At 67.7% G+C, this 19208-nt stretch carries 23 protein-coding genes and 1 pseudogene; 18 read left to right on the top strand and 6 right to left on the bottom strand.

Translation table 11 applies throughout. From position 1 onward, the window contains the following. Nucleotides 1–3 precede the first annotated feature (3 nt). Nucleotides 4–1788 carry an acyl-CoA dehydrogenase C-terminal domain-containing protein gene (locus QE389_RS07545; RefSeq protein WP_307365964.1) on the top strand — a complete coding sequence of 595 codons (1785 nt, stop codon included), beginning with the start codon at nt 4–6 and terminating at the stop codon, nt 1786–1788. A gap of 8 nt (nt 1789–1796) precedes the next feature. On the opposite strand, the gene QE389_RS07550 is transcribed toward QE389_RS07545, so the two are convergent. Beyond that, on the bottom strand, nt 1797–2219 hold the full coding sequence (locus QE389_RS07550; protein ID WP_307365966.1) for a hypothetical protein: 423 nt from the start codon (nt 2217–2219) through the stop codon (nt 1797–1799). 32 nt (nt 2220–2251) lie between these two features. Between QE389_RS07550 and QE389_RS07555 the strand changes: the two genes are divergently transcribed. The 10 genes from QE389_RS07555 (at nt 2252) to QE389_RS07600 (ending at nt 10244) form a co-directional block, all read left to right on the top strand. Continuing rightward, nucleotides 2252–3415, top strand: coding sequence for an acyl-CoA dehydrogenase family protein (locus QE389_RS07555; protein WP_307365968.1), 1164 nt, complete (start codon nt 2252–2254; stop codon nt 3413–3415). A 26-nt stretch (nt 3416–3441) separates the two neighbouring features. Continuing rightward, a complete protein-coding gene (locus QE389_RS07560) occupies nt 3442–3726 on the top strand; it encodes a type II toxin-antitoxin system Phd/YefM family antitoxin (RefSeq protein WP_307365969.1) in 285 nt (94 codons plus the stop codon). Continuing rightward, on the top strand, nt 3723–3977 hold the full coding sequence (locus tag QE389_RS07565; protein WP_307365973.1) for a Txe/YoeB family addiction module toxin: 255 nt from the start codon (nt 3723–3725) through the stop codon (nt 3975–3977). The genes QE389_RS07560 and QE389_RS07565 overlap by 4 nt, the downstream gene beginning before the upstream one ends. 4 nt (nt 3978–3981) lie before the next feature. After that, nucleotides 3982–4701, top strand: coding sequence for a 16S rRNA (uracil(1498)-N(3))-methyltransferase (locus QE389_RS07570; protein WP_307365976.1), 720 nt, complete (start codon nt 3982–3984; stop codon nt 4699–4701). A gap of 69 nt (nt 4702–4770) precedes the next feature. Further along, nucleotides 4771–6132, top strand: a complete 1362-nt coding sequence (locus QE389_RS07575; RefSeq protein WP_307365980.1) for a glutamate--cysteine ligase — start codon at nt 4771–4773, stop codon at nt 6130–6132. Between the two features lie 56 nt (nt 6133–6188). Further along, entirely contained in the window at nt 6189–6431 is a 243-nt protein-coding gene (locus QE389_RS07580; RefSeq protein WP_307365982.1) for a type II toxin-antitoxin system ParD family antitoxin, read from the top strand. Between the two features lie 229 nt (nt 6432–6660). Next, nucleotides 6661–7410 carry a DUF72 domain-containing protein gene (locus QE389_RS07585; RefSeq protein ID WP_307365984.1) on the top strand — a complete coding sequence of 250 codons (750 nt, stop codon included), beginning with the start codon at nt 6661–6663 and terminating at the stop codon, nt 7408–7410. 78 nt (nt 7411–7488) lie between these two features. After that, on the top strand, nt 7489–8550 hold the full coding sequence (locus tag QE389_RS07590) for an NAD(P)-dependent alcohol dehydrogenase (RefSeq protein WP_307365986.1): 1062 nt from the start codon (nt 7489–7491) through the stop codon (nt 8548–8550). Nucleotides 8551–8694: 144 nt separating this feature from the next. Beyond that, nucleotides 8695–9420, top strand: a complete 726-nt coding sequence (gene phbB / locus QE389_RS07595) for an acetoacetyl-CoA reductase (RefSeq protein ID WP_307365988.1) — start codon at nt 8695–8697, stop codon at nt 9418–9420. A gap of 212 nt (nt 9421–9632) precedes the next feature. Then, complete coding sequence (locus QE389_RS07600; RefSeq protein WP_307365989.1) at nt 9633–10244, top strand: DUF4908 domain-containing protein; 612 nt, start codon at nt 9633–9635, stop codon at nt 10242–10244. Here QE389_RS07600 and gloB read toward each other — a convergent pair. Next, the gene (gene gloB / locus QE389_RS07605; protein WP_307365991.1) at nt 10234–10962 is read right to left on the bottom strand and encodes a hydroxyacylglutathione hydrolase; all 729 of its coding nucleotides are present in this window, start codon (nt 10960–10962) and stop codon (nt 10234–10236) included. The genes QE389_RS07600 and gloB overlap by 11 nt on opposite strands. Before the next feature lie 47 nt (nt 10963–11009). On the opposite strand from gloB, the gene QE389_RS07610 reads away from it, so the two are divergent. The 4 genes from QE389_RS07610 to QE389_RS07625 are packed head-to-tail and all read left to right on the top strand — an operon-like array spanning nt 11010 to nt 13761. After that, nucleotides 11010–11765 carry a methyltransferase domain-containing protein gene (locus QE389_RS07610; RefSeq protein ID WP_307365992.1) on the top strand — a complete coding sequence of 252 codons (756 nt, stop codon included), beginning with the start codon at nt 11010–11012 and terminating at the stop codon, nt 11763–11765. 60 nt (nt 11766–11825) lie between these two features. Further along, the gene (locus QE389_RS07615; RefSeq protein WP_307365994.1) at nt 11826–12377 is read left to right on the top strand and encodes a histidine phosphatase family protein; all 552 of its coding nucleotides are present in this window, start codon (nt 11826–11828) and stop codon (nt 12375–12377) included. Beyond that, nucleotides 12374–12718 carry a DUF952 domain-containing protein gene (locus tag QE389_RS07620; protein WP_307365996.1) on the top strand — a complete coding sequence of 115 codons (345 nt, stop codon included), beginning with the start codon at nt 12374–12376 and terminating at the stop codon, nt 12716–12718. The genes QE389_RS07615 and QE389_RS07620 overlap by 4 nt, the downstream gene beginning before the upstream one ends. Beyond that, nucleotides 12715–13761 carry a quinone-dependent dihydroorotate dehydrogenase gene (locus QE389_RS07625; RefSeq protein ID WP_307365998.1) on the top strand — a complete coding sequence of 349 codons (1047 nt, stop codon included), beginning with the start codon at nt 12715–12717 and terminating at the stop codon, nt 13759–13761. Before QE389_RS07620 ends, QE389_RS07625 begins: the two co-directional genes overlap by 4 nt. A 231-nt stretch (nt 13762–13992) precedes the next feature. Here the strand turns inward: QE389_RS07625 and QE389_RS07630 are convergent, their stop codons facing one another. Next, entirely contained in the window at nt 13993–14238 is a 246-nt protein-coding gene (locus QE389_RS07630) for a hypothetical protein (protein ID WP_307366002.1), read from the bottom strand. 148 nt (nt 14239–14386) lie between these two features. On the opposite strand from QE389_RS07630, the pseudogene QE389_RS07635 reads away from it, so the two are divergent. Both QE389_RS07635 and QE389_RS07640 read left to right on the top strand, forming a co-directional pair. Beyond that, nucleotides 14387–15076 (top strand): annotated as a pseudogene (locus QE389_RS07635) (sensor histidine kinase); the annotation flags it as partial. Between the two features lie 220 nt (nt 15077–15296). Further along, complete coding sequence (locus QE389_RS07640; RefSeq protein ID WP_307368969.1) at nt 15297–15758, top strand: response regulator; 462 nt, start codon at nt 15297–15299, stop codon at nt 15756–15758. Here the strand turns inward: QE389_RS07640 and QE389_RS07645 are convergent. Both QE389_RS07645 and QE389_RS07650 read right to left on the bottom strand, forming a co-directional pair. Then, a complete protein-coding gene (locus QE389_RS07645; RefSeq protein WP_307366003.1) occupies nt 15659–16165 on the bottom strand; it encodes a very short patch repair endonuclease in 507 nt (168 codons plus the stop codon). The genes QE389_RS07640 and QE389_RS07645 overlap by 100 nt on opposite strands. Before the next feature lie 52 nt (nt 16166–16217). Further along, the gene (locus QE389_RS07650; RefSeq protein WP_307366005.1) at nt 16218–16703 is read right to left on the bottom strand and encodes a peroxiredoxin; all 486 of its coding nucleotides are present in this window, start codon (nt 16701–16703) and stop codon (nt 16218–16220) included. Between the two features lie 143 nt (nt 16704–16846). Between QE389_RS07650 and QE389_RS07655 the strand changes: the two genes are divergently transcribed. Further along, a complete protein-coding gene (locus QE389_RS07655; protein WP_307366007.1) occupies nt 16847–17416 on the top strand; it encodes a YqgE/AlgH family protein in 570 nt (189 codons plus the stop codon). 17 nt (nt 17417–17433) lie between these two features. On the opposite strand, the gene QE389_RS07660 is transcribed toward QE389_RS07655, so the two are convergent. Beyond that, nucleotides 17434–19137 carry a bifunctional protein-serine/threonine kinase/phosphatase gene (locus tag QE389_RS07660; protein ID WP_307366008.1) on the bottom strand — a complete coding sequence of 568 codons (1704 nt, stop codon included), beginning with the start codon at nt 19135–19137 and terminating at the stop codon, nt 17434–17436. Nucleotides 19138–19208: the final 71 nt, after the last annotated feature.

Raw genomic sequence — 19208 nt, forward strand, 5'->3', positions numbered from 1 at the left:
CCCATGGCCTACAAGGCGCCCGTCCGCGACTTCACCTTCATCCTGAACGAAGTGCTGGAGATCGACCGCTACACCAACCAGCCGGGCTTCCAGGACGTCTCTTCGGATCTGGTCGACCAGATCCTGGAAGAAGGCGCCAAGTTCGCCGACGAGGTGATCGCCCCGATCAACAATCCGGGCGACAAGGAAGGCTGTCACTGGGCCGAGGGCGGCGTGGTGACGGGTCCGAAAGGCTGGAAAGAAGCCTACAAGGCCATGTCCGAAGCGGGCTGGATGGCGCTGGCCGCCGACCCGGCCTATGGCGGTCAGGGCATGCCCAGCGTGGTGGCCTCGGCCTTCGGTCAGATGACGGCCGGCGCCTCGGCGGCGTTTTCGATGTATCCGGGCCTGACGGCGGGCGCCTACGCCGGCATCCACGCCAATGCGTCCGAAGAGTTGAAGCAGAAATACCTGCCCAAGATGGCGACCGGCGAATGGTCGGGCACGATGAACCTGACCGAACCGCAGTGCGGCACCGATCTGGGCCTGGTGCGCACCAAGGCCGTGCCGAACGGCGACGGCTCCTATTCGATCACCGGCCAGAAGATCTGGATTTCGGCCGGTGAGCACGACTTCGCCGACAACATCATCCACACGGTGCTGGCCCGCGTCGAAGGCGCGGTTCCGGGCATCAAGGGCCTGTCGCTGTTCGTCGTGCCGAAATTCCTGGTCAATGAGGACGGCTCGCTGGGCGAGCGCAACAGCCTGGAATGCGCCGGGCTTGAGCACAAGATGGGCATCCACGGCAACGCCACCGCCGTCATGCAGTACGACGGCGCCAAGGGCTGGCTGATCGGCGAAGAAGGCCGCGGCATGAACAATATGTTCGTGGTGATGAACGAGGCCCGCCTCGGCACCGGCCTGCAGGGCCTGGCCATCGGCACCGCCGCCTATCAGGCCGCTGTCGAGTTCGCCAAGGACCGCCTGCAGGGCCGCAGCCTGACCGGACCGAAGAACCCGGACGGCCCGGCCGACAGCATCATGGTCCACCCCGACGTGCGCCGGATGCTGCTGGAGTCCAAGGCCTTCGTCGAAGGCGGCCAGGCCTTCATCCTGTGGACCGCGCTGCACGCCGATCTGGAGAAGTCCGAGGACGAGGCCGTCGCCACCAAGGCCAAGGACTATATGGGCCTGCTGACGCCGGTGCTGAAAGCCTATCTGACCGACAAGGGCTTCCATGTCGCGTCCCTGGGCATGCAGGTCCACGGCGGTTCGGGCTACACCGAACACTTCACCGCCTCGCAGTATCTGCGCGACGCCCGCATCACCATGATCTATGAAGGCACCAACGGCATCCAGGCGCTGGACCTGGTTGGCCGCAAACTGCCCGCCAACGGCGGCCGCGCCATCATGACCTGGTTCGGCGAGATCGACGCCTTCGTCGCCGAGAACGGCGGCAATGAAGCCATCAAACCCTTCGTCGACGGCCTGGCCGATGTGAAGGCCAAGCTGCAGGACGGCACCATGTGGCTGATGCAGAACGGCATGGCCAACCCGGACAACGCCGGCGCCGCCTCGACCGACTATCTGAACGTCTTCGGCCTGACGGCGCTGGCGTACATGTGGGCGCAGATGGCCAAGGTGGCTCAAGCCCAGGTCGAGGCCGGTTCGACCGATCCCTACTACGCCACCAAGCTGCAGACCGGCCGCTACTTCGTCGAGCGCATCCTGCCCGACGCGGAAGCCCATCTGAAGAAGATGAAGACCGGCGCCGACGTGCTGATGGCCATGCCGGCCGAGGCGTTCTGAGGCGCTGACTAGTGAGGGATCGGCATGAGCCTAGGCAAGTTCAGCCGATCTCTTTCTGCAAAGTATGTCGCTTCATCCAGCGGCCCGTTGACCCTGTCGCTGATCGCAGCCTGAGGAGCCCGAACAACGTAGAAGTATTGGATCGGCCGTTCGAGTTTGTCCGGCTGCCCATCGAATGGGGCTCGATCTTCAAAAGGCAGCCGCGCAGCAACAAGGTAGGTGGCGTTATAGCCGACCGCGATGACAGTCGGTCCAACGAGACCGGCGCATCCCCCACCACCTTCAAAGCGGCGGCAGAGCGATATGGCATCAGGATTGTCGGCCGAAAAGAGCCGGTAAGGGCCATCGACTTTCTTGTCATAAACTGGCGCACCACACCCAGCGACCAAAAGACACGCCGCCGTCACCAACAAACCTGCCTTCATAATCATCCCTCCCAAGTCCCATAGTCGACAGGCTTCCCATGAACGTGCTCAACAGCCCAGACCCCGATTTCATGCGTGAAGAAGAGATCACCCTCTTCTCCGACAGCGTCGGCAAATGGATCGACGAACACGCGCCGCTGGACAAGGTGCAGCAGTGGATCGCCGACTCCTCCGTGCCGCGCCAGCTGTGGAACGACGCGGGCGAAGCGGGTCTGTTGGGCCTGTCGCTGCCGGAAGAGGACGGCGGTTTTGGCGGCGACTATCGGCACGAGGTCGTGCTGATGCGTCAGCTGGGCTGGAAGGGCGCGGACCACTTCGGCATTTCGCTGCACAATGCGATCGTGATGCCCTACATCTGGCATTACGGCACCGAGGAGCAGAAGGCGCGCTGGCTGCCGCGCCTGCAATCGGGCGAACTGGTCGGCGCCATCGCCATGACCGAGCCAGGCGCCGGCTCGGACCTGCAAGGCGTCAAGACCACGGCGGTCAAGTCGGGCAACGGCTATGTCGTCAACGGGTCCAAGACCTTCATCACCAACGGCCAACTGGCCAACTTCCTGATCGTGGTCGCCAAGACCGATCCGGCCGAGGGCGCCAAGGGCACCTCGCTGATCGTGGTCGAGACCGATGGCGCGGAAGGGTTCGAGCGCGGGCGAAACCTGCACAAGATCGGCATGGAGGCCAACGACACCTCCGAACTGTTCTTCAACGACGTCAGGGTTCCGGGCGACAACATCATCGGCGGGACCGAGGGCCAGGGCTTCGTCCAGTTGATGCAGCAGTTGCCGCAGGAACGGCTGAACATCGCCGTTCAGGGCGTCGCCGCCGCCGAGCGCGGGCTTGAGGCCACCCTGGCCTACGTCAAGGAGCGCAAGGCCTTCGGCAAACGGATCATCGACTTCCAGAACACCCAGTTCAAGCTGGCCGAGATCAAGACCAAGCTGACCGTCGCCAAGGTCTTCGTCGACCACTGCATCGGCCTGCATCTGCAGGGCAAGCTGGACGCCGCCACGGCCTCCATGGCCAAATACTGGGTCACGGACATCCAGGGCGAGACCATCGACGAGATGCTGCAACTGCACGGCGGCTATGGCTACATGAACGAATACGCCATCGCCCAGCTGTACAAGGACGCGCGGGTCCAGCGCATCTATGGCGGGACGAACGAGATCATGAAGATCTTGATCGCGCGGACGCTGTGAAAGCCTGATACTCGCCGCTTGCGACAATGTACGATACTTCGTACATTGTCGTCATGAACGCGATATCCGTCACCGAACTCCGCAAGAACCTCGCCTCGGCCATCGACCGGGTGACGGCGGACCACGACTACACCATCATCACGCGCGAGGGCGGCAAGCCGGCTGCAGTGCTGATGTCGCTGGAGGATTTCGCCTCGTGGCAGGAGACGGAGTATCTGCTGCGCAGCCCGGCCAACCGCGAAGCGCTGCGAGCCTCAATTGCCGAACTTGAAGCGGGTGGTGGCCAGGCGCGCGATCTGATTGAAGAATGAACGTCCTCTTTACGGCCCGCGCCTGGTCTCAATATACCGAGTGGCAGGATACGGATCGCAAAGCGCTCAAGAAGCTGAACACCCTCATCAAAGAATGCCAACGAACGCCGTTCACAGGCTCCGGCAAGCCGGAGCCCTTGAAGGGCGAATTGGCGGGATTTTGGTCGCGACGTATCGATCAGGAGCATCGCCTAGTCTATCGCGCGACCCAGACCGGCCTGGAAATAATCCAGTGCCGTTTTCACTATTGAAGCCATGATCCGTTTGCATGTTCACGGAGCACTAGCCCCCGCCGCTCCCGTCGCCCCCACGCTGGATCAGTCGCGGTATCTGACCCAGGTGATGAGGTTGAAGGCGGGCGACGACCTCTTGGCGTTCAACGGGCGCGACGGGGAATGGCGCTGCACGGTCGCCGAGGTGCTGAAGAAGGGCGTCATCCTGCGGGCCGAGGAACAGATGCGACCCCAGACCTTCGGTCCCGATCTGGATCTGATCGTGGCGGTGGTGAAGAAGGCGCGAGTCGAGACCATCGTGGAAAAGGCCGCCGAACTGGGCGCGCGCCGGGTGCGGCTGGTGCTGACGAAACGGACCAACGCCGACCGCATCCGCCTGGACCGGCTGGACGCCATCGCCGAGGAAGCCGCCGAGCAGACGGGGCGCATGGACGTGCCTGTGGTCGACGACCCGATCAGGCTGGACGCCCTGCTGGATGGCTGGGAAGCCGGACGCCGGCTGATGTTCTGCGACGAGACCGGCGGCGCGCCCGCCGTCTCGGCCCTGCGCGACGCGGGTGAAGGCCCGTGGTCCATCCTGATCGGGCCTGAGGGCGGGTTCGCGCCGGAAGAAGGCGAGCGGCTGCGATCCCTGCCCTTCACCACCGCCGTCTCGCTGGGGCCGCGAATCCTGCGGGCCGACACCGCCGCCATCGCCGCCATGACCCTGTGGCAGGCGGCCGTGGGCGATTGGGAACGATAGAATACTCTGCTTGACCCCTTGAGGAACGTGGCTTTAGCCGCCATCTAGCCGCGACAGCAGGGGTTACAGATGGCCGAGAACGCGCCGCTTTCCAGAGACGCTCTGATCGAGGCCATGTCCAAGGGGATCAAGCCCAAGGACCAGTGGCGCATCGGCGCCGAGCACGAGAAGTTCGGCTTCGACAAGACGACCCTGGCGCGCCCCGCCTATGAGGGGCCGAACGGCATCAAGGCGATGCTGGAGGGGCTGGAGCGGTTCGGCTGGTCGCGGGTCGAGGAGAACGGCTTCCTGATCGGGCTGGAGCGCCGGAACGCCGAGGGCTTCGTCGCCTCGGTCAGCCTGGAGCCGGGCGGACAGTTCGAACTGTCGGGCGCGCCGCTTCTGACCATCCACGACATCTGCAACGAGACCGGCCAGCACCTGATGGAGGTCAAGCAGGTGGCCGATCAGTTGGGCGTCGGCTTCCTGGGCGCCGGGTTCGACCCGCTGTGGACCCGCGAACAGGTGCCGGTCATGCCCAAGGGCCGTTACGACATCATGCGCGCCTATATGCCCAAGGTCGGGTCGCTGGGTCTGGACATGATGCTGCGGACCTGCACCATCCAGGCGAACCTGGACTTCGACAGCGAGGCCGACATGGTGGCCAAGTTCCGCGCTTCGCTGGCGTTGCAGCCGATCGCCACCGCCCTGTTCGCCTGTTCGCCCTTCACCGAGGGGCGGCCCAACGGCTTCCTGTCGGCGCGCGCCAACGTCTGGACCGACACCGACGCCGACCGCACGGGGATGCTGGGCTTCGTGTTCGAGGACGGGTTCGGCTTCGAACGCTACGCCGACTACGCTTTGGACACGCCGATGTATTTCGCAAAGCGCGACGGCCGTTACGTCGACGCCTCGGGCCAGTCGTTCCGCGATTTCCAGGCTGGGAAACTGCCCGCCCTGCCCGGCGAATATCCGACCCTCAAGGACTGGAACGACCATCTGACGACCCTGTTTCCCGAGGTGCGGCTGAAAGCCTATCTGGAGATGCGCGGCGCCGACGGCGGGCCGTGGAGCCGCATCTGCGCCCTACCCGCCCTGTGGGCCGGGGTCCTGTACGACGCCCCCTCGCTGGCCGCCGCCTGGGACCTGGTGAAGGATTGGGACATCGCAGACCACGAACGCCTGCGCCGCGACGTGACCCGCCTGGGCCTGAAGGCCGAGGTGGCCGGACGGTCGGTGCGCGACATCGCCGTCGACCTGGTCGCCATCGCCAAACAGGGGCTGAAAAACCGCGCCAAATTCTCGGGCGGCATGGTGGACGAGCGCGGCTATTTGTCCGAGTTGGAAGACATCGCCGACAGCGGGATCACCCCCGCAGAGCGGCTGTTGGACCTGTATCACGGCGCGTGGCAGGGCGACGTCAAACGCATCTACGCTGACTTCGCCTACTGACCTTTCTTGACTAGGTTTGCCAAAGGGTCACCGGATCCGTGCACAGGAGGCCGACCATGGCGACGAACATCTCCCTGCCCGACCAGATGAAGGCCTGGGTCGAGGACCAGGCCAAGTCGGGCCGCTACGCCAACGCTTCGGACGTGGTGCGCGACCTGATCCGCCGCGAGCAGATCAAGGCCGAAAAGATCGCGCACTGGCGGAGACTGATTGAGGAGGCCGACGCTTCGGGCGTTTCCGACCAGTCTCCTCGTGAAATCATCGAGAACCTGCGCGCGCAGTTGCGCCGCGCCTCCTGATGCTTCGTCGAGGGCCTGCTCACGAAACTGAACTTGCTTTCGGGCTACCCGGGACGGGGCGCCGCGCGGCCGGACTTGAGCGCGGACGCTCACGTCCTTTCTACAAGAGCCACGCCATCCTCTATCGCATCGACCGCGCCGATGTCTTCGTCCGGCGCATTCGACACGCTCTCGAAGACTGGCAGTCCGCGGCGTAAGACATCCCGTCGAACGACGAAGGAAGCAGACCATGACCCACCCCATCCATGTCGGCGTCGGCGGCTGGACGTTCGAGCCGTGGCGCGGGGTCTTCTATCCCGAGGGTTTGGTGCAGAAGCGCGAGCTGGAATATGCGGCGTCGAAACTGACCTCGATCGAGATCAACGGCACCTATTATTCGACCTTCAAGCCCGACAGTTGGCGGAAATGGCGCGACGAGACGCCCGACGGCTTCGTGTTCTCGGTCAAGGCCAGCCGCTATTGCACCAACCGCAAGGTGCTGTCCGAAGGAGGCGAAAGCTTTGACCGATTTCTGGGCCAGGGCCTGACCGAACTGGGCGACAAGCTGGGGCCGATCAACTGGCAGTTCATGGGCACGAAAAAGTTCGACCCGGAAGATTTCGAGGGCTTCCTGAAGCTGTTGCCCAAGGAGAAGGACGGAGTGCGGCTGCGTCACGCGCTGGAGGTTCGCAACCCGACCTTCGCCACCGAACAGTTCTATGATCTGGCCCGCAAATACGGCGCGGCCATCGTCTACGCGGTCGACGACGAGGAGCCGACCTGGCCCCAGATCGACGAGGCGACCGCCGACTTTACCTACGCCCGGCTGATGTCCAGCCGCGAGGACGAACCGACCGGCATGACCGCGACCGAACTGGACGCGGTGGCCGATCAGGCCCGCGCCTGGGCCAGGCGCGGCGAGGTCTTCGCCTATTTCATCTCGGGCGCGAAGGTGCGGAACCCGGCGGCGGCTCAGGCGCTGATCGCCAAGCTGAAATAGGCCGAGTCGGCGGTTGCGAGATGCGACCCGCCCGCTCATCCCCAAGCCACGCCCCCTTGCAAGCCTGAAGGACAAACCATGCCGATCGCCACGCGCGCCTTCGCCGCCCCCGCCGCCGACCAGCCCCTGGAGCCCTATAGCTTCGAGCGACGCGATCCCGGCCCGAACGACGTGGTCATCGACATCAAGTACTGCGGGGTCTGCCATTCCGACCTGCACGCCGCGCGCGACGAGACGGGCGGTTCGGCCTTCCCCCTGGTTCCGGGACACGAAATCGCGGGCGTGGTGAAGGCGGTCGGGTCCGCTGTGACCCGTTTCAAGACGGGCGACCGGGTTGGGGTCGGCTGCATGGTCGACAGTTGCCGGGAATGCGCCTCGTGCCAGGAAGGCGTCGAACAATACTGCATCCCCGGCTTCACCGGCACCTATGGCGGCAAGGACAAGAAGGGCGGCACGTCGGAACCCATCACCCAGGGCGGCTATTCCGACCATATCACCGTCGATCAGCATTTCGTCCTGTCGATCCCCGACAGCCTGCCGCTGGACGTCGCCGCGCCCCTGCTGTGCGCCGGCATCACCACCTATTCGCCGCTAAAGGAATGGAAGATCGGGCCGGGATCGAAGGTGGCGGTGATCGGTCTGGGCGGTCTGGGCCATATGGCGGTCAAGCTGGCGGCCGCGATGGGGGCGGAGGTCACCGTGCTGTCCACCTCGGACCGCAAGAAGGCGGACGCAGAGCGGATGGGCGCCAAACACTTCCTGATCAACTCGGACAAGGCGGCGATGAAGGCGGCGGCCGAAAAGTTCGACCTGATCATCAACACCGTCTCGGCCACCCACGAGATCGCCAGCCATGTTCAACTGCTGGCCCGCGACGGCACCATGGTCATGCTGGGGCTGACGACCGAGGGGCTGCCGGTCTTCGCCATGCCGCTGCTGTGGCGGCGTCGTCGCATCGCCGGCTCGTTGATCGGCGGCGTTCGAGAGACCCAGGAGATGCTGGACTTCTGCGCCCGGCACGGCATCGTCTGCGACATCGAGACCATCGCCCCGGACCAGATCAACGACGCCTATGAGCGGATGCTGAAGTCGGACGTCCGCTATCGCTTCGTCATCGACATGGAAAGGCTGGCCGCTTGATCGCCCAGGGCGAAGATCGGCGAAACGCGACGGAAGGATGAAACTTCCGTCGCGTCAGATTCTCGCCTTGCGCGGTTTCGCGCGCAGGTTAATCCTGAACCCCGACAAGGCCCGCCAAGGGCCGGCGCAGGGACAGGAAACGATATGACGCGCGTAGCTTTCGTGACGGGCGGGACCCGAGGGATCGGCAAGGCCATCGTTCAACGCCTGCACGACGACGGCTTCAAGGTCGCCGCCGGCTATTCCGGCAACGACGAGGCGGCCCAGGCCATCGCCCAGGCGCTGGGCGTCATGGTGGTCAAGGGCAATGTCGGCAGCTTCGACGACTGCGCCCGTGCGGCTCGGGAGGTCGAGGCCGAGTTGGGGCCCATCGACATCCTGATCAACAACGCCGGCATCACCCGCGACGGCTTCTTCCACAAGATGAGCCACGACCAGTGGTCCGACGTGATCCGCGTCAATATGGACAGCGTCTTCAACATGACGCGCCAGGTCATCAACGGCATGCGGGATCGTGGCCACGGCCGGATCGTCAACATCTCCTCGATCAACGGCCAGAAGGGCCAGATCGGCCAGACCAACTATTCCGCCGCCAAGGCCGGGATGATCGGCTTCACCAAGGCGCTGGCGCTGGAGAATGCGCGCAAGGGCGTGACCGTGAACTGCATCGCGCCGGGCTATATCGACACCGAAATGGTCGGCGCCATGGATCCCAAGGTGCTGGAAGGCATCATCAGCCACATCCCCGTCGGCCGCCTGGGCAAGGGCGAGGAGATCGCCGACATGGTGTCCTGGCTGGTGGGCGAGCGTGCCGGATATGTCACAGGCTGCACCCTGTCGCTGAACGGCGGTCAGTACCTGGTGGGTTGAGGCGACCTTCGCCCAAAATCCGCCGCGCCCGGCTTTCATCCGTTCTTCCATGAAGTTGACGGGATCGGTCAGGGCGAAAAAATCGCCGCTCCTGACCGCGATGGCGTTCGTCGCCGTCGCGGCGGCGGCGAGCGTGTGCGTCGTCGCGCCCGTGGTCGCCCCCACCGAAAGCCAGGCCCAGACGCGCCGCAGCCTGCCGGCCTCGGCCCGCTATGTCGCGCGGAACGGGCCAGGGCTTCGTTCTGGACGTGACAGGCGCGCGGCCACTGCTGCGATTCGACCGTTCAACCGAGATCTGGGTGCTGCGCCCCACGCCCGCGCCGCGCGGCGACATCATCTATCGCAACGACAACGGCGATCAGGTGCTGCGGGTCACGGCGGACGGGGGACTGACCCTTTACACCACCACGGCGCCGCAGGGCTCGCCGGTGTCCCAGGCGGGCGAGGCCCCGCCCCTGGCGTCGCCGGGCCTGACGCCGATGCAGATGTGGAACTACATCGTCCGCCAAAGCGACCGGGCCAGCCGCACCCTGGGCCGGCTGGTGGTGGTGGACGTGGACATCCAGCCAGGGTCGGAGGCCGTAGCGGCCGACGCCCTGTCGACGGCCATCGACGCCGTGGCCCGCATGGCCCGCTCGCCCAACCTGCGGCGCGAAGCCGACAGGATTCGTCGCATCGAGGTGTCGGACCAGGGCCGCGTCGGCCAGTCCAGCTTTCGCAACGGCACGCTGCGGATCATCATCGAGCCCGGCGCGGGCGTGGCGGGTCGGCCGTCCTCGGCCCGGATCGTGCGCCTGGTCGCTGACGACGTGCTCAGCCGCTGAAGCCGTCCTTGGCCGCCCGGCGCGCGGCGAACTGATCGGCGTCCGTCGCCGTCAGGAAGGGGTTGAACCGCAACTCCACGTCCAGCCGCGTCGGCACGGTGGGTTCGCCGCGTTCGCGCACCGCGAAAACGGCCTGGGCATGGGCGCGGGTCTCTGGCCGGTCGTCCAGGCTCAGGGTGAAACGGGCGTTCGAGGCCGTATATTCATGGGCGCACCACAGGACGGTCTGCGCCGGCCATGCCTTCAGGCGTTGCAGGCTGTCGAACATCTGCTGGGCCGTGCCCTCGAACAGCCGGCCGCAGCCCAGGGCGAACAGGGTGTCGCCGACGAAGGCCAGGTCGTCGGCCGCCGCGCGATAGACGACATGGCCCAGGGTGTGGCCCGGCGTCCCCGTAACCTCAAAGCGGGTTTCGCCCACCTGGACCACCTCGCCGTCCGCCGCGACACGGTCGAGAGGGGCGACGCGGCGAACCTCTTCCGGCCCCACGATTTCGCAGCCCGTCTCGGCCTTGAGACGCGCATTGCCCTCGGTGTGGTCGGGATGCCAGTGGGTGTTCAGAATCAGGTCCAGCCGGCCCCAGCCCAGGCCGTCCAGTTCTTGCAAGATGCGCTCGGCGTCGGGAGTGTCGACCGTGGCGACCACGCCGGTCGCCCTGTCGCGGATCAGGAAGCCGTAGTTGTCGCTGCGGCACGGGAACAGATGGACATCCAGGGTCATGGCGGCATCCTAGCAGGATCGACGATCCCCGGCCTATAGTGGAGCCCATGCGGCGCAGCATCGACGAGCTTCGGACCTTCTACGGCGAGCCGACCGGCGCCCTGGCGCGTCGGCTGCTGGCACGGCGACTGGAGGACGCCTGGGGCGAAGCGGCGAACTGCGACGTGCTGGGCCTGGGTTACGCCACCCCATGGCTGGACGCCTTCGTCAGCGCCCGGCGCGTGGTCGCGGCCATGCCGGGCGGGCAGGGCGTCGAGCAGTGGCCCGGCGTGGGTCGTAACCGCACCCTGCTGGTGGACGACCGGCGCCTGCCCTTCGCCGCCGGCGCCTTCGACCGCATCCTTCTCGTCCATGCGCTGGAGGAGGCGGACGATCCGGCGGCCCTTCTGCTGGAGGCGGTGCGGGCCCTGGCGCCGACGGGGCGGATCATCCTGGCCGCGGCGGCGCGGGGCGGCCTGTGGGCGCGGGCCGAGAACACCCCCTTCGGCCACGGCCGGCCCTTCACCCGTCGTCAGCTAGAGCGGCTGGTGCGCGAGACGGGGCTGGAGCCCTTGGCCTGGTCCCAGACCCTGTATGCGCCGCCCTGGGGGCCGCTGCTGCCCCTGGCCGACGGGTTCGAACAGATCGGCCGTCATGTGGCGCCGGGCGCGGCGGGGCTGATCCTGCTGGAGGCCACGCGCCAGGCCTATGCCCGCATCCGGCCCAGCGGCCAGGCGCAGCGGGTCGCCAAGCCCGCCCTGACGCCCCAGCCCGTCGCCTCGACCGCCGCCCCGACGGATCGGCGCGGCGCGGCCCTGGATTGACGATCGGTCGAGCGTGGTCCCATCTGGTCGGCGCGCGCGAACCGTCCTATGGCGAGGCCCATGCACCGACTGATCCTGATGCGCCACGCCCAGGCCCGACCCTCGGCCCCCGCCGGCGGGGACGAGGCGCGCCCCCTGTCCGAAACGGGCCTGCACGAGGCCGCCCTGATGGGGCGCGCCCTGGCCGAACGCGGCCTGCGTCCGGACCTGGCCCTGGTCTCGACCGCGACGCGGACGCGCCAGACCTGGGCCCAGATGCACGACCTGCTGGGCGATGTGGAGGTGCGCGACGAGGCCGCCCTTTATAACGCCTCGGCCGACACCCTGCGCCGGTTCGTGGAGAACAGCGAAGAGGAGGCGGGCTGCCTGCTGGTCCTGGCCCACAATCCGGGGGTCCATGTGCTGGCGGTCGAATATCTGACGGAAAGCGCCGCATCGCCCGCCGTGACGGACCGGCTGGCGGGCGGGTTTCCAACCGGGGCGGCGGCCGTCTTCACCGTCGATGTGGCGGGACGCTGCACCTATGAAGGCTTCCTGACGCCCCAATCCGCCGCCCCCCCATCCATCGGCCCCCAGTCTCTGGACTCTGGGTCTCCGGGCGCCGCCGGATGACCGAGATCGCCTACAAGATCGTGGACGCGGCGGATTGGCGGGCCGCCGTGGCCGAGGGGCGCTACGAGGGCGCGCCCGTCGATCTGGCCGACGGCTACATCCACATGTCGACGCAGGATCAGTTGGCCGAAACGGCGCGCAAACATTTCGCAGGCCAGTCCGACCTGCTGCTGCTGAGCGTGGACCTGGGCCGGTTCGACGGAGAGCTGGTGTGGGAGCCGTCGCGCGGCGGCGCCCTGTTTCCACATCTTTACGCGCCCCTGCCCGTCGCCGCTGTCACGGCCCTGCGCCCCTTCGCCGTGACCGACGCGGGCGAGATGCGATTCGAGGACGGGCGATGAGCGTGATCGATCTGGGCGGCGCCCTGCTGCGCCGCATGGACCCGGAACAGGCGCACCGGCTGGCCATCAAGGGGCTGTCGGCCCTGCCGTTTCCGGCGCCGGCGGCCGACGATCCGATCCTTCGCATCCGGCTGGCGGGCCTGGACCTGCCCAATCCGGTGGGCCTGGCCGCAGGGCTGGACAAGAACGGCGAGGCACTGCGCGGTCTGTCGCGGCTGGGGTTCGGGTTCGTGGAATGCGGCTCGGTCACGCCCCGCCCGCAGGACGGCAATCCCCTGCCCCGCCTGTTCCGCCTGAGCGAGGACCGGGCCATCATCAACCGGATGGGGTTCAACAACGCCGGCCTGGACGCCTTCGCCGACCGGCTGGAGCGTCGTCCCGCCGGGGTCGTGGTCGGGGCCAATCTGGGGGCCAACAAGGATACGGAGGACAAGGCCGCCGACTATGTCGCGGGCCTGAAGCGGCTGGCGGGCCGGGCCGGCTATTTCACCGTCAACATCTCCTCGCCCAATACGCCGGGCCTGCGGGCGCTGCAGGGCCGGGACCAGCTGGACGACCTCCTGGGCCGGATCGCGGCGGCGCGGCCCGACGAGACGGCCCTGCGCGTGCCTGTCTTCCTGAAAATCGCGCCGGACCTGGTCGCCGACGAGATCGGCCTGATCGTGGAGGCGTCCCTGGCCCATGGCGTCGACGGTCTGATCGTGTCCAACACCACGCTGGAGCGGCCCCAGACCCTGCGATCCCCTCAGGCGCACGAGGCCGGCGGCCTGTCGGGCGCGCCGATTCGCCCCTTCGCCGAAAAGGCCCTGCGCGCCGCCGCCGAGGCCGCAGAGGGACGTCTGCCGTTGATCGCGGTCGGCGGGGTCGACAGCGGGGCCGAAGCCTATGCCCGCATCCGGCTGGGCGCGACGGCGGTGCAGATCTATTCCGCCCTGATTTACGAAGGGCCGGGCCTGGTCGGCCGCATCAAGCGCGATCTGGCGAATCGTCTGCGTGCGGACGGCTTCAGCGCCTTGTCCGACGCGGTCGGCGCGGCGCGTTGACGGAGCGTTAGTCACCCCTGCGCCAATATGTCCCGATGCGAACCGTGGTGGCTCGCGGTCGGGACATTGAATGACCAAGAGCACCCAGCTCGAAAACGCCGAGGCCGTCTGGACCAGCGCCCTGCGTCAGCGACGCGCCGCCCTGCCGCAGCGCGTCGGCATGGGCGTGGCCGTGGCTCTGGTGATCAGTCCCCTGGTCGGCTGGATGGGCTGTCTGTCGTGGGTCGCGGCCTATATCGCGATCCAACTGCTGGAGCAGGTGGTCTTCCGCCCGGCGGCGATCAGCGATCCACAGGTTCTGCCGCGCTGGCGCAAGGCGCTCGGCCTGGCGACAGTGTCTTTGGGCGCCCTGTTCTTCGGCAGCCTGTCCGTGCCGATGTGGATGATCGGCGGCGCGGCCGGCGCGATCTTGGCGGCCCTGATCATTCCGGCGGCCTTGCTGTTCGTCATGATCAACACGCGGCGGTCAAAGGCCATCCTGATCGCCAATGTTGCGCCCTACTTCCTCTATCTGGCGGCCATCCCGATCAGCACGGCGGCCTATGAGGCGCCGACCACCCTGGTCATCGGCGCCACGGCGTCCGTCGCCGCCTTCTTCCTCTACATCGTCCTGGGCTGGCGCAAGATGAGCGAAGCCATCGAAGAGGGGCTGGTCGCCAAGGCGGAGGCGGATCGCCTGCGGCTGAAGGCCGAGCGGGATCTGGCCGCCCACACCGCCTTCCTGGCCGCCGTCGGCCATGACCTGCGCACCCCCATCGGCGCCATCCTGACGGGGGCGGCCGACATCCAGAACCATGACGCCCAGACGCGCGCCAATGTCGATCTGATCACCGACGCCGGCCTGATGATGAAGGCCCTGCTGGACGACCTCCTGGACCATTCCAAGATCGGCGCCGGGCGCATGACGGTCGAGGCCGTGGATTTCGACCTGCGCAAGCTTCTGGCCCAGACGATCCGCCTGTGGCGCGGGCCGATCGAGGCCAAGGGGCTGAAGCTGCGGCTGCAAAGCGCGGGGCGTATTCCGCGCGCCGTGCGCGGCGATCCAATGCGGCTGCGCCAGGTGCTGAACAATCTGCTCTCCAACGCCGTCAAGTTCACCGAGACGGGCGCGATCACCCTGCGGCTGGATGCCTGGAGCGAGGAGCCCGGCGGCCATCTGATGCTGCTGGAAGTCGCCGACACCGGGCCTGGGATGTCGGCCGCTCAGCTGGGACGCCTGTTCACCCCCTTCGATCAGACCCAGGACGGCGTCAGCGCCCGTCACGGCGGCACCGGCCTGGGCCTGGCTATCAGCCGCAACCTGGTCGAACTGATGGGCGGTCGGCTGACGGCGCGCAGCGCGCCGGGCCAGGGCGCCCAGTTCACCGTCTCCCTGTTTTTTGCCGACCGGAACCGCCGCAGACCCGGCGCCGGCGCCGCTGGAAGCCTTGGACGAAAGCCGGCTGGCGGTCGCGCGCGCCCTGATCGCGCCCAGCCAACGGACAACCCTGCCCCCCGAACCCGCGCCCGAAACCCAGAGTCAGACGGCGGCCGCCATGCCCCTGGAAGAGCCAGCCGCCGATCAGGCCCTCGATCAGGCCGTCGAGGACCAGGAACGGCCGCTGCGGCTGCTGGTAGTGGACGATCACGACATCAACCGCCGCGCGGTGCAGCTGATCCTGCAGCCGCTGGGCTGCGAGATCACCACGGCCGCCGACGGCGTGATCGCCCTGCAGCGCTGCGCCGAGGTGGTTTTCGACGTCATTTTCATGGACGTTCGTATGCCCGAGCTGGACGGCCGAGAGACGACGCGCCGCCTGCGGGCCGGCGACGGTCTCAACGCTTGCACGCCCGTCATCGCCGTGACGGCCGATACGGCGCCGGAGGACATCGCCGCCTGCCAGGCCGCAGGCATGGCCTATTTCGTCTCCAAACCCCTGACGCCGCCGGCCCTGTTGGGCGCGCTGCAGCACGTCCTGTCCGAGATGGACGCTCGGGCGGCCGCAGAAGCGGCCTGAGCCCTCACCGCCGCCGTCAGGCGCGCGGCGAAATCAGGATCGCGCAACGCGCATTCCCACACGATCAAAACGCGCCAGCCCGCCTGGGTCAGGTCGGCCGCGTTCCGGGCGTCGCGGGCGCGGTTGCGCTCGATCTTGGCGATCCAGTAGTCGGCGTTGGTCTTGGGCTGTCGCGCGCCGCGCGGGCAGTCGTGGCCGTGCCAGAAGCAGCCGTGGACGAACAGGGCCGTACGTCGCCCCTTCATCACCACGTCGGGCCGACCCGGCAGGCCGCAGCCGCCCAGCCGATAGCCGATCCCGGCCGCGCGCAGGAGAGCGCGCACGGCCAGTTCCGGCGACGTATCGCGGCCCTTCACGCGACGCATGACGGCGCTGCGTTGCTCGGGGCTGAAGACGTCCGTACTCATCTTTTGTCGGTCCAGGCGACCGCTTCGCCGCCTGCGCCTGGACCGACGCAGATCAAAGCTGCGCCAGCAGGTGTTCGGCCGAGGAGACCTTGAACTCGCCACCCTGTTCGATGTTCAGCTGCTCCACCACGCCGTCCTTGACCAGCATCGAATAGCGCTGCGACCGTTCGCCCAGGCCGAAACCCTTGCCGTCCAGCACCAGACCCAGGGCGCGGGTCAGGTCGCCGTTGCCGTCAGCCAGCATGACGATGCTGTCGTCCGCGATGCCCTGGTTCTCGGCCCAGGCCTTCATGACGAAGGCGTCGTTGACCGACAGGCAGGCGACCGTGTCCACGCCCTTGCCCTTGATGTCGGCCAGATGGTCCTTGAAGCCCGGCAGGTGGCGGGCCGAGCAGGTGGGTGTGAAGGCGCCCGGCACGGCGAACAGGGCCACGGTCTTGCCCGCGAATATCTCGGCGGTGCTGACGGGCTTGGGACCCTCGGCCGTGGCCTGGGCCAGGGTGGTGTCGGGGATGTGATCGCCGATCTGGATGGTCATGGAAAATCTCCGCGGTTTTGGGTCCGAAATGGGAACAGCGCCTGCGACACATAGAAGCTGGGGCCGGGACCGCAAGCGTCCAGACGGCCGATCGTTCCACCCGCCTTGCGTCCGCCCGTTTCCGACCCGATGATAGGCGGACCATGAGCGAAGTCCCTTCCCTGACCGGCCGGTTGCTGGTCGCCATGCCGGGCATCGGCGATCCCCGGTTCGAACACGCCGTCATCCTGATCTGCGCCCACGGCCCGGATCACGCCATGGGCCTGCGGCTGGACCGGCCCGCGCCGGGCGTGGATCTGAAGACGGTGCTGGACAAGCTGGACGCCCCCGCCCCGGACCAGTCCATCGGTCGGGCCGTGCTGATGGGCGGGCCGGTCGAGCGCGAGCGCGGCTTCGTCCTGCACACCGACGACTGGATGATCGGAGACGACAGCCTGGCCTTCGGCGACGGCCTGGCGATGACGGGAACGCGCGAGGCCCTGACGGCCATGACCGACGCCGTCGCCGGCCCGCGCCGTTCGGCCCTTTTGCTGGGCTACGCCGGCTGGGGCGAGGGTCAGCTGGAGGACGAACTGGCCGAGAACGTCTGGCTGACGGCCGAGGCGGACCTGGACCTGATCTTCGACGCCGACCATGCCTCCAAATGGACCCGCGCCCTGGCCCAGCTGGGCGTGGATGCGGCGATGCTGTCCGCCCAGGGCGGTCGGGCCTGAAGCAGGCGTGACGCGCCTCAGCGCGTCGTCATCGCCACCAGAAGGGCGATCAGAAGCAGCAGGCTGACCCCCTGCCAGAACCGCACCGGGTCGCGTTCGATCAGCGACAGATGGCGCGGCGGCTGGGCGGCGACGGCGCTGCCCGTCTCCAGCACATGGATCAGCTCCTCGACGTCTTCGAACCGATCGTTCGGATCGACGGCGACGGCGCGCATCAGGGCCGCCTCCAGCCAGGCCGGCATGTCGGGCCGCCGCCGCGAGGCCGGTGTCGGCGCCCGGTCGAAGCGCGGGGCGTCGGCCGGATCGACCGCCCCCCAAGGATAGGTCGCCGTGAACAGCCGATACAGCGTCACCCCCAGGGCGAACTGGTCGGTGGCGGGATCGCCGCTCTGGCCCGCATACATCTCGGGCGCCTTGTAGCCGGCGGTGCCGGGGGCCTCGGCCTCGGCGAACTCCTCGGCCTGACGCAGACGCGCGACGCCCAGATCGACCAGCTTCAGCCCGCCGTTCGCCTCCAGGATCACATTGTCGGGCTTGATGTCGCGGTGGGTGACGCCCGCGCGGTGCAGGCTGGACACCGCGCGCGCCAGCTTCAGGGCCACGGCCACGCCCTCGGCGATCTCCAGCGGGCCCTCGTCGGCCAACCGCGCATGCAGGGTGCGTCCGGCGTAGAAGGGCTGGACGATATAGAGGCGGCTCTGGCGGCCGGGTTCCAGGGTCTGGACCTTGCCGACGAAGGGGTTGTCGATGCGGCGGCCGATGAACGCCTCGCGCAGGAAGGCGGTGCGCGCACCGCGTTCGGACACCACGGCGGGCTTGGGGAATTTCAGCACCACGGGCGCGGCGGCCTCGTCCATCGTGTCCCGGGCCAGGAACAGGCGGGTGTAGCGACCGTCCGCCACCAGCCGCAGCAGCTGAAAGCCGTCGACGGCGTCGCCCGCCTCGGGCGGGGGCAGGATGGCCAGACCTTCCGCCTCGGCCGTGATCGCCTCCCAGTCCGGGGCGCCGATGCGGATCACGTCGATGACGATGGCGGTGGCGTTGTCGCGCTGGCCCGCCGCCTCGACCTCGGCCAAGATGGCCCTGGCGTCGGCGTCGGGCGAACCGCGCCGTCCCAGCAGGGCCGCCAGGGCCGCCTCGCCCAACACCCCATGGACCCCGTCGGTGGTCAGCAGCAGCCGGTCGTGCGGCGCCAGCCGAACCGGACGCACATCCAGCTTGACGTCCGCCTCGATCCCGACGGCGCGGTAGAGCACATGGCTCAGCCCCTGCTGGGCGCGGGTGTGGTCCTCGGTCAGGCGGGTCAGGACGCCGTCGCGGAAATGCCAGGCGCGGCTGTCGCCGACATGCAGGGCCACGGCCTCGCGTCCGCGCAGGATCAGGGCGGTGAAGGTGGTGGCCGCCGCCTCCATGGCCGGGTCGCTGCGGCCCTTGGCGTGAAGCCAGCGGTTGAAACCCCTCAGCGCCTTGATCCCGTTCGGCGCGATCCCGTTCAGCGGGTTCTGGTCCAGATAGCCGTCGATGAAGCTGCGGGTCGTCAGCTCGGCCGCCATCCGCCCGGCCTTGGAGCCCGACACCCCGTCGGCGATGACGGCGACCACCCCATGCTCGCGCTGCTCGGCCGCCGTGCCGATATGGACGCCGCCGAAATCCTGATTGTCGGCCTTGGGGCCCTGGGCCGTGGCGAACCCGGCCGCGATCTCCAGTCTGGCGTCGGTCATGACGACCCACTCTCCGCCAAACGTGGCCGTATGACTAGCTGTCCAAAACTTCAACGGGCGCAGCGGCGACG

It is taken from the genome of Brevundimonas sp. SORGH_AS_0993 (genome assembly GCF_030818545.1).
Classification (GTDB): Bacteria; Pseudomonadota; Alphaproteobacteria; order Caulobacterales; family Caulobacteraceae; genus Brevundimonas.